Raw genomic sequence first — 9801 nt, forward strand, 5'->3', positions numbered from 1 at the left:
AGTGCGCTTTGGTCGTTCCAAAGAAGCGAACGACAACGCAGGATTGCGGGAAAACCGGCCCGTTCCGTACCGGATTGCGCCTGAATACAGGCCATGCGGCGTTGCTCGTCGTTTATTTGGAATAACCAAACTTCGCTCCTCGCGCCTTGCCTGGCCTGTTTTCAGGCAGCAACTTGGCGGTGGGAATCAATCAGTGTTTCCCTAGCAGGTCGAGCAGCAGCATGGAAGCACCTTAGCACTCCTGTGCTCAGTCCTGGCCGTCGGTCGGGATGTGCAGCAGGTGACCGCAGTGCTTGCAGTGAACGGCGTCGGCATCGTGACGGCGCAGCCCGCAGTCGGGGCATTCGAAGTCCACGCGGCTGGGGCGGAAAATCGTCTGGATCAGGCGCAGGAACAGCGAGACGCCGACGATCATGACGATCACCGACAGCAGGTGTCCGTGCTCGCCGACCAGCACGATATCGCCGAAGCCGGTGGTGGTCAGCGTGGTCACGGTGAAATACATGGCGTCCAGATAGTTGCCGATCTGCGGATTGACGCGGACCTGAAGCGCGTAGACCGCCGCCGAGACGACGAAGATGAACACCAGCAGATTGGTGGCGCTGAACAGCACCGCTTCGTTACGGCGCAGGAACGGCGACTGCGCCTTGAGTCGATTGAGCACGTGGTAGGAGCGGATCAGTCGCAGCGACCGCAACACGCGCAGAAACACGAAATTCTCCGTCAGCGCGGGTGCCATCAGTGACACGACGACGACCGCGTCAACCACGGTCAGCGGGCGACTGATGAAGTGCAGCCGATCGCTGGCTAGCCAGGTGCGGAACAGCAGTTCCACCGCGAGTACGGCGCCGAGCGCGTAGTCGATGAGTTCCAGCGTCCGCGTGTGTTCGACAAACGTGGAGGCCAGGAAGAACAGCAGCAACCCTGCATCCACCAGTAGCAGGAGCAGGCGGCAGCGGATGGCCGCATCGCTTTGCGATTGCCAGAAACGGCGGATGCGATCGCGCAGCGAGATGGTGTCGGATGGCGAGGCGGTCGCGGTCATGCGGTGCATTGCCCGGATGTGGCCGATGAGGGAATCATCGCCTGATTGAAACGCGTTTTGCCGCCGCGGGCCACTGGGTGGGCCGTTCGACCACACCAGCAAAACCGCCGGTCGCGGGATCCAGCCGGTGTCGTGGTGACCATTTTAGGCTCCGGTTCATCAAACATCCGGCCGCGCAGGGACTCGCGCACTCACCAGGGCTCGTCATGCTGCGCGTGTTCGCGAAATCTGGACCGCTGATCTGTCTGGCGCTGACGGTGCTGGCCGGCAACGCGACCGCACAGTCCTCGCCCGCCGTCGACCTGCCGATTCTGAATCGGGGAGCCTCCGCCCGGTTTCTGAGCCAGACCAGCTTCGGGCCCGATCCCGCGTCGATTGCGCTGGTCACGCTGATCGGGCGCGACGCCTGGCTGGCCGGCCAGCTGCTGCAACCCCCGACGCTGCATCTGCCCCGCTACGAAGCCCTGGCCGAAACGCTGGACCCGGCCGACGCGCGCCATGCCGCGTGGTGGGAGATTGCACTGACTGCGCCCGACCAGCTGCGCCAGCGCGTCGCGTTCGCGCTGTCCGAGATCTTCGTCGTCTCCGAAACCGACAGCGCACTCGGCAACCGCCAGGACCAGCTCGCGGCCTACTACGACATCCTCGTTCGCAATGCCTTCGGCAACTACCGCGAGCTGCTGGAGGAGGTGACGCTGTCGCCGGCGATGGGGTTGTTCCTGAGTCATCTGGGCAACGACAAGCCCGATCCCGAGTCCGGCCGGCGCCCGGATGAGAACTACGCCCGCGAGGCGATGCAGCTGTTCTCCATCGGATTGTGGGAACTGAACCGCGACGGCAGCGCCGTGCTGGATGCGTTCGGTGAGCAGATCCCGACCTACGATCAGGACAGCATCGAGCAGTACGCGCGCATCTACACCGGCTGGACCTGGTCCCATCGCGACAGCTTCGGTCGCGGCTCCCGGCGCGAGGACGAGACCCACGATCCGATGAAGGCGTTTGCCGATCATCACGATGCCGGGGAAAAGACGCTGATCGACGGCACCGTCGTGCCGGCCGGGCAGACGCCGGAAGAGGACCTGGAACAGGCACTCGACAGCCTGTTCAACCATCCCAACGTCGCTCCGTTCATCGCGCGTCAGCTCATCATCAAGCTGATCACCAGCAACCCGTCGCCAGCCTTCATCAACCGTGTCGCCGCGGTGTTCGAGAACAACGGGCTGGGTGTGCGCGGTGATCTCGGCGCGGTGGTTACCGCGATCTTCCTGGACCCCGAGGCGCGGCTGGGCATTCTGTCGGACGCAAACCTGTACGGAAAGCTCAAGGAACCGTTGATCCGGCTGACCCATCTGCTCCGCGCCTTCGAGGCGACCAGCGCCAGCGGCATCTACGGCTTGCGCTCGGCGCGGTCGGCCTACGGGCAGGCACCGCTGGCCGCGCCGTCGGTATTCAACTTCTTCAGCCCGCATTTCCAGCAGCCCGGGGTCATCCGCGACGCCGGCTACTTCTCGCCGGAGTTCCAGCTCCAAACCGAAACCCAGGGCATTCGGATCGTCGACGACCTGGCGAAGCGGGTCGCGGTGACCGCGGACGACGCCTCGGACAATCAGCCGGTGCTCGATTTGTCGGGGCTGGTCGCGATCGCCGATGACGCCGACGCCATGCTCGACGAGATCGACGTGCTGCTGCTCGGCGGCACCATGAGCGATGCACTGCGCGGCATCGCGACGCAGATGATCGCGCTGATCCCTGATGACGGCGAAGACGCAACCCGGTTGCGGCGCGCCCAGGCGGCGGTGACCGCGGCCGTCGTCTCCCCCGAATTCGCCGTGCAGAGGTAGGCATCACCATGAGCAGACTGACCCGCCGCGAATTCCTGGCTGCCGGCGGCACCGCGGCCGCCAGTCTCGCGATGCTGTCCGCCTGCGGTCGGAGTGCGCCGCCGGTGCAGCCCGGGGATGGCATCGGTGAGGGGGGTGGTACACCGCAGGCCGATGACGGTTACAAGGCACTGGTCGCCATCTTTCTGCATGGCGGCAACGACGCGTTCAACATGATTGTCCCGACCAGCGGCGGGGCCTACGACGACTATGCCCGTGCCCGGCTGGAGGTCGCGCTGCCTCGCAATCAGCTGCTTGGCCTGGGGGCTGCCGACAACGGGGTCGAGTTCGGCGCGCATCCCGCGATGTCCGGCCTGCAGTCGCTGTATCAGCAGGGACACGCCGCGGTGCTGTCGAACGTCGGCACGCTGGTCGAGCCGATCCAGGATGGTCAGGTGCGCAGCGCCAGCACGCGGCGGCCGCCGCGGCTGATGTCGCACAACGACCAGCAGGACCAGTGGCAGAAGGATGCGCCGACCTCGCTGGAGGCGCTGGGCTGGGCCGGCCGCGCGGCTGATCTGCTCGCGCCGTCGCTGTCCGACCAACTGTTGCCGGTCGGGCTCAGCTATTCCGGGACCAATCTGCTGCAGACCGGGCGCAGCGAGGTCGGTTTCTCGGTCTCGACGTCCGGACCGGTCGACGCGGCGTTCCTGCGCCGCAACGCGGACATTCGTGCCCTGTACGAGGCATTGCTGGAGGCCGACCACGACCACCTGTTCGTCAGGGAGTATTCGCGCAGCCAACTCAAGGGCATGGATTACAACGCGGTGCTGGCGCAGGCGCTCGCGCTGGCCCCGGACCTCACGGTGACGTTTCCCGGCGACCGGCTCGGCAGTCAGCTCGCCGCGGTCGCGAAGCTGATGTCGGTGCGAGAAGCGCTGGGCGCCAAGCGCCAGACGTTCTTCGTTTCCATGGGGGGCTTCGACACCCATGCGGACCAGCTCACGCGGCATGCCGGGCTGCTGCAGTCGCTCAGCGACAATCTGGCGGTGTTCTATCAGGCGACCGAGTCACTGGGCCTGGCCGGTAGCGTCACATCGTTCACCGTGTCCGATTTCGGCCGCAGCCTGACGGTCAACGGCGATGGAACCGATCACGGTTGGGGCACGCATCAGCTAGTCGTCGGCGGCGCGGTCCGCGGCGGCTTCCACGGCCAGATGCCCGACCTGGCGCCGGATACCGGTCGCGACTACGGGGGTGGGCGGTTCGCGCCGTCGACCTCGGTGGATCAGTACGGCGCGACGCTGTTGCGCTGGTTCGGCATCGACGCGAGCGACATACCGGGCGTGTTTCCCAATATCGGCCGCTTCGACACGGCCGATCTGGGGTTCCTGGGCTGAGCCCCGGCGGCTAGGCGATCTTCCGCCGCGTCGCCTTGACGTCCACGCCGACTTCCTTGCCATGCCGGCGCTTGTAGTCGGCGGCGTAATCCTGGTAGTTGCCCTCGATGAACTCCACCGAGTCGTCCTCGAAGGCGAGGATGTGGGTGGAGATGCGGTCCAGGAACCAGCGGTCATGGCTGATGACCATGACGCAGCCGGGGAAGGCGAGCAGGGCGTCTTCCAGCGCGCGCAAGGTTTCCACGTCGAGGTCGTTGGTGGGCTCGTCGAGCAGCAGTACGTTGCCCCCCGAGGCCAGCAGCTTGGCCAGATGCACGCGGTTGCGTTCACCACCTGACAGATCGCCGACCCGCTTCTGCTGATCCGCGCCCTTGAAGTTGAAACGACCGACGTAGGCGCGTGACGGCACCTCGTAGTTGCCGACCTTCATGATGTCCTGACCGCCGGAGATTTCCTCCCAGATGGTCTTGGAGTCGTCGAGGTGATCGCGGGCCTGGTCGACGTAGGCGAGGTCCACCGTGTCGCCCGTGCGGATCGTGCCGGCATCCGGCTGTTCCTGCCCGGTGAGCAGCTTGAAGAACGTGGACTTGCCGGCGCCGTTCGGGCCGATGATGCCGACGATGGCGCCGCGCGGGATCTTGAGCGACAGGTTGTCGTAGAGCTTGCGGCCGCCGAAGGACTTGGACACGCCGTCCAGCTCGAAGACCAGTTCGCCCAGGCGCGGGCCGGGCGGAATGTAGATCTCGTTGGTTTCCGAGCGCTTCTGCGTGGTCGGATTCTGCAAGTCCTCGAAGGCCTTCAGGCGCGCCTTGGACTTGGTCTGCCGCCCCTTGGCGTTCGACCGCACCCATTCCAGCTCCTGCTGCATGGCCTTGGTGCGTGCCGCCTCGCCCTTGGCTTCCTGCTCCAGACGCTTTTCCTTCTGCTCCAGCCAGGAGGAATAGTTGCCTTCGTAGGGGATGCCGTGGCCGCGGTCCAGTTCCAGAATCCAGCCGGCGACATTGTCGAGGAAGTAGCGGTCATGGGTCACCGCGACGACGGTGCCCGGGAAATCGTCCAGGAAGCGTTCCAGCCAGGCGACCGACTGGGCATCCAGGTGGTTCGTGGGCTCGTCGAGCAGGATCATGTCGGGGGCGGACAGCAGCAGGCGGCAAAGCGCCACGCGGCGGCGCTCGCCACCGGAGAGCTTGGTCACGTCGGCGTCCCACGGCGGCAGGTTCAGCGCGGCGGCGGCCTTGTCCAGCTTCTGGTCCAGGTTGTGCGCATCACCGGCCTGGAGAATCGCCTCCAGCTTGGCCTGCTCGGCGGCCAGCGCGTCGAAATCGGCATCCGGCTCCGCATAGGCGGCGTAGACCTCGTTGAGCCGGTCCTGCGCGTTCTTGATCTCGCCGAGGCCATCCTCGACGTTGCCGCGCACGTCCTTGTTCGGGTCCAGCACCGGCTCCTGCGGCAGATAGCCGATGTTGATGCCCGGCTGAGGTCGTGCCTCGCCCTGAATATCGGTGTCGATGCCCGCCATGATCCGCAGCAGCGTCGACTTGCCCGCGCCGTTGTAGCCCAGCACACCGATCTTCGCGCCCGGGAAGAAGGACAGCGAGATGTCGCGCAGAATCTGCTTGTCCGGCGGCACGAGCTTGCCGACGCGATTCATGGTGAAGACGTACTGGGCCATGGTGTTGCACTTGTTGGCGGGGCGGGCGCGGATTATTGCTGATCCGGCCCCCGGGATGCGAATCAGCTCAGCCAGGTTTCCACACGGTTGCGGCCGTTTCGCTTGGCCTTGCAGAGCGCCTTGTCCGCCCGCTCCAGCAGGCTTGGCAGATCGGGCGCCTCGCTGCTCCGCGTGGCCACGCCGATGCTGACCGAGATCTTCAGCGGACCCATCGGCGAGTCAACGGGCGCACCGTACAGCGCGATCCGGATGCGGTTGCAGAACTCGATGGCCGGCTGGGTGTTCGCGCGTGGCATCACGATGGCGAATTCCTCGCCGCCCAGCCGCCCGATGATATCGATGGGCCGTACCGCCTGCCGCAGGATATCGGCCACGTGCTTCAACGCGATGTCGCCAACCTGATGGCCGTAGGTGTCATTGATGGACTTGAAGTGGTCGATGTCCAGGACCGCGACCGACAGGGGGTCGCCGTAATGCCGGATTCGGTTGATCTCCTGCTGGGCCACCTCCATGAAGTGCCCGCGATTGGCCAGCCCGGTCAGCGTGTCGGTGGTGGCCTGGCTGTAGAGTGCGGCCTCGCGCTTGCGATCGGCGGTGATGTCGCGAACGACCTCCACGAATCCGGTGTGTTCACCTTTCCGGTCGCGGACGACGTCCAGTGTCGCCAGTGCCTGAAAACGCTCGTCGTCTCCGCGTCGGCGCCAGTGCTCGTCGCTGTAGTGACCGTGGTACTTGGCGAATCCGAGAATCTGTGAGGGGAGGTCGGCGGCGCGGCCGGCGTCATCGAACAGGTTGGCGTAGGGACGCCGGACCACTTCGTCGTGTTTGAGACCGGTCTGCAGTTCGGCGCCGTGATTCCAGGTCAGGACGTTGCCGCGCACGTCGATCAGGTAGATGCCGAAACCCGTCACGCTCTCGACCATCGCCGCGTACGCCAGTGGCGATTCGGCAAGCATGTCCGTGAACCGGCGTGGATCCACGGCGCGTGCGTCTCCGGTTTCGTCTCCGAGCGTCATGATCCTGCGGTACGGACTTTCTTCTCAGGATCATCCCATATTTCCGGTGTCCGACCAGTGCCGGCACACGGTTTTTGCGTCCCTCAGCCGCGATCGATGCCGGAGCGTTCCTTCGCGAGGTCGCGGACCACGTTGACCGGCTGACCGGGTTGCAGCCGCTCCGCGCCGCGCACCGCGACGGTGTCGCCGACCGACAGTTCACCCTCGACCGCGATCCAGGCGCCGCGTCCCTGGCCGAGGGTGACCGGCACGTGCTCGGCAAGCCCTTCGGCATTGATGCGCACGACGCGGGTTCCGTCCTGGCGCAGCACCAGTGCGTCGCGTGGCACGGTCAACCCGTTGCGCGCCGCGCTGATCGGTACCCGCACCCGGGTCAGTTGGCCCACCGCGAGCTGCCGGGCGTCCTCGGCAGGCAGGTCGATCCGGACTTCGAAGGTTTGCGAGCGGGGGTCACCGGCCGGGACCACCGTGCGGATGCGGCCCACCAGCTCATGGCCGTCCGCGATCACGGTCAGCACGTCACCGGGACGCGTGCGGCCGAGAAAGCGCAGCGGCACTCCGGCCCTTACTTCCAGATTCTCGGTGTCGATCAGGCGGCTGAGGTTGGCCCCTCGGGTCACTTCCTCGCCCACGAAGTGCGACTGCTCCATGACGATTCCGGCGAACGGCGCCGTGACGGTGGCGCGGCTGATCTGGTCCTCGAGCTGGGCGATGCGCGCCCGGGCGACCGCGATGTCGCTGGCCGCCATGTCGCGCTGCGACCGCGCCTGCTCGATATCGATCTCCGAGACATAGTTGCTCTTGGACAAGCGCTCCTGCCGCTCGACCTCGCGTTCCAGGTAGGCGTGATTGGTGGTCTCGCGCTCGATCAGGGCGCGCTGCTCCGCCAGCTGCAACTGTATCGGCCGGGCATCGATGCGTGCCACGGGGGTTCCGGCGGTTACCTGGCTGCCAGGTTCGGCCAGCCACTCCAGGCGGCCTGCGACACTCGCCGTGATCTGCATCTCGTTGCGACTGTGCACCGTGCCGGAGACCGGCATCGCCTTGACCATCTTGTCCGAGCGGACGTGATCGACAACCACGGGTGTCGGGTGGGTGGGCGGTTGTGCGTGCAGCGCGGTGGCGGGCAGCAACAGGGCGGCAAGGAAAAGCGATCGCATGTCAGGCTCCGGAGCGGACGGGGTCGGCCGACGGCTCGGTGGACGAAGAATGTTCGGCTGCGCGGTGCCGGCCTTCCCCGAGACGGAGCAGGCTGGGCAGCAGCAGCAGCGTGAAGATGGCCGATGACGCCATGCCACCGACGATCACCGCGGCCAGGCCGCGATAGATCTCGGAGCCGGTGCCAGGCATCAGCATCAGCGGCAGCATGCCGAAGATGCTGGTCAGGGTGCTCATGTAGATGGGGCGCGCACGCTGCCGCACCGCGCTTGCGACCGCGTCGCGTCGAGGCAGGCCCTCCGCCTCGGCGCGTCGGGTGCGGTCGACCAGCAGGATGGCGTTGTTGACGACCAGGCCGAGCAGGATGATGAATCCGCTCATGGTCAGCAGGTCCATGGACTGGAACGTCACCAGATTCATCAGCCACAGCGAGACCACGCCGCCAGCGAAGGCCAGCGGCATGACCGACAGCACGACCAGCGCGCTCCACGCGGACCGGTACATGGCGGCGAGAATCAGCAGCAGGATCACCAGGGCGTAGAGCAGGTTGCGGCCCATCGCGGCCAGGGCCTCGTCCAGCCCGTCGGCGCTGCCGCGGTAGCGCACCGAGCCTTCACCACCCAGGACTTCGAGAATGGTAGGTTCCACCTTGGCCTTGATGGTGTCGATGGCCTCTTCCAGGGTGATGTTCTCCGGCGGGAACACGCGTAGCGTGACCGTGCGCTGGCCGTTGATCCGGCGCAGTTCGGTCGGTCCGACATGGCGTTCCAGCCAGGCGAGTTCGCCCAGCATCTGGATGCCGCCTTGTGGCGTCGCCAGCGGCAGCTCCGCCAGGCCTTCCGGCGTGTCCCAGGGTTCGGCGCGCACGACAATGTTGTGGCGCTGATTGCCGTCAAAGTATTCGCCGACGTAGAGGCCGTCGGTATAGGCGCGCACCGCCTGACCGATCTCGTTGCGTGTCAGCCCGGTCTGGGCGATGCGCGTGTCGTCGGGCACGACGCGCAGTTCCGGTTCCGCCAGTGCCAGGCTGGGGCGGGGCTGTACCGGCACGCCCGGCATCGCCTGAGAAAACGCGCCCATGCCGGCCTGCGCCGCCGCCAGCAGCTGTTGCAGATCGGTGCCGTGGATGTCCACGTCGATCTGGCGGTTGCCGCCGCCCGAGAAGTTCAGCAGCGAGCCCATGGTCACGAAGCTGCTGATGTCCGGCAGATCACGGGTGATCTCAGTGCGCAGCACCTCCATCAGCGCGTCGGCATCCCTGGGGTCGGCCGGGTAGATCGCCATGCCGCTCCAGCGGCCCCAGGACGACAGATTGTAGTAGGCGACCTTCGGCGTCTTCTCGCCGCTCATGTAGGGTTCGAGCCGGCTCACGACGGTGGTTCCCAGGTCTTCCTGCAAGGCGTCCTGCGACGCGCCTGCGGGGACCGAGAAGTTCACCCAGGCGTTGTCCGAGCGGGCACGTGGCAGGTAGTCGGCCTTGGGCAGCAGGCTCCAGGCCAGTGCGCCGGCTCCCAGCGTGAGCGCGACGATCCAGCCTGCGCGGAGCAGCGGGCGGTCGGTCAGGCGCAGCACCAGCGCGGTGAGGCGGTCCCAGGTGCCGCCCAGGTTGTCCCGGGCATTGACGCGGCCCAGCCATTTGGCGCTGGCCGTGGGCAGCACGGTCAGTGCGGCGATCAGCGACACGACGACG

Annotated in this window: 8 protein-coding genes; 3 read left to right on the forward strand and 5 right to left on the reverse strand. The window is 66.4% G+C overall.

Features of this window, described 5'->3' with window-relative positions; translation table 11 throughout:
- On the forward strand, positions 1-205 hold a 205-nt coding region (locus ABNS06_RS11965), incomplete at its 5' end, for a hypothetical protein (RefSeq protein WP_348674829.1).
- Between the two features lie 42 nt (positions 206-247).
- Here ABNS06_RS11965 and ABNS06_RS11970 read toward each other — a convergent pair.
- A complete protein-coding gene (locus tag ABNS06_RS11970) occupies positions 248-1045 on the reverse strand; it encodes an ion transporter (RefSeq protein WP_348674830.1) in 798 nt (265 codons plus the stop codon).
- A 206-nt stretch (positions 1046-1251) separates the two neighbouring features.
- Between ABNS06_RS11970 and ABNS06_RS11975 the strand changes: the two genes are divergently transcribed.
- Positions 1252-2886 (forward strand): DUF1800 domain-containing protein, encoded by a 1635-nt coding sequence (locus ABNS06_RS11975; RefSeq protein WP_348674831.1) that lies wholly within the window; start codon positions 1252-1254, stop codon positions 2884-2886.
- An 8-nt stretch (positions 2887-2894) separates the two neighbouring features.
- Positions 2895-4265 carry a DUF1501 domain-containing protein gene (locus ABNS06_RS11980; protein WP_348674832.1) on the forward strand — a complete coding sequence of 457 codons (1371 nt, stop codon included), beginning with the start codon at positions 2895-2897 and terminating at the stop codon, positions 4263-4265.
- A 10-nt stretch (positions 4266-4275) separates the two neighbouring features.
- On the opposite strand, the gene ettA is transcribed toward ABNS06_RS11980, so the two are convergent.
- From ettA to ABNS06_RS12000, 4 genes are all read right to left on the reverse strand, one after another.
- Positions 4276-5937 carry an energy-dependent translational throttle protein EttA gene (gene ettA, locus ABNS06_RS11985; RefSeq protein ID WP_348674833.1) on the reverse strand — a complete coding sequence of 554 codons (1662 nt, stop codon included), beginning with the start codon at positions 5935-5937 and terminating at the stop codon, positions 4276-4278.
- Between the two features lie 62 nt (positions 5938-5999).
- Positions 6000-6953, reverse strand: a complete 954-nt coding sequence (locus ABNS06_RS11990) for a diguanylate cyclase (protein ID WP_348674834.1) — start codon at positions 6951-6953, stop codon at positions 6000-6002.
- An 83-nt stretch (positions 6954-7036) separates the two neighbouring features.
- A complete protein-coding gene (locus ABNS06_RS11995; protein ID WP_348674835.1) occupies positions 7037-8113 on the reverse strand; it encodes an efflux RND transporter periplasmic adaptor subunit in 1077 nt (358 codons plus the stop codon).
- A gap of 1 nt (position 8114) precedes the next feature.
- Positions 8115-9801 (reverse strand): efflux RND transporter permease subunit (locus ABNS06_RS12000; RefSeq protein ID WP_348674836.1); only part of this gene is annotated, 1687 nt, incomplete at its 5' end.

Origin of the sequence: uncultured Abyssibacter sp. (assembly GCF_964000955.1) — a bacterium.
In the GTDB taxonomy this organism is placed as follows: Bacteria; Pseudomonadota; Gammaproteobacteria; order Nevskiales; family OUC007; genus Abyssibacter.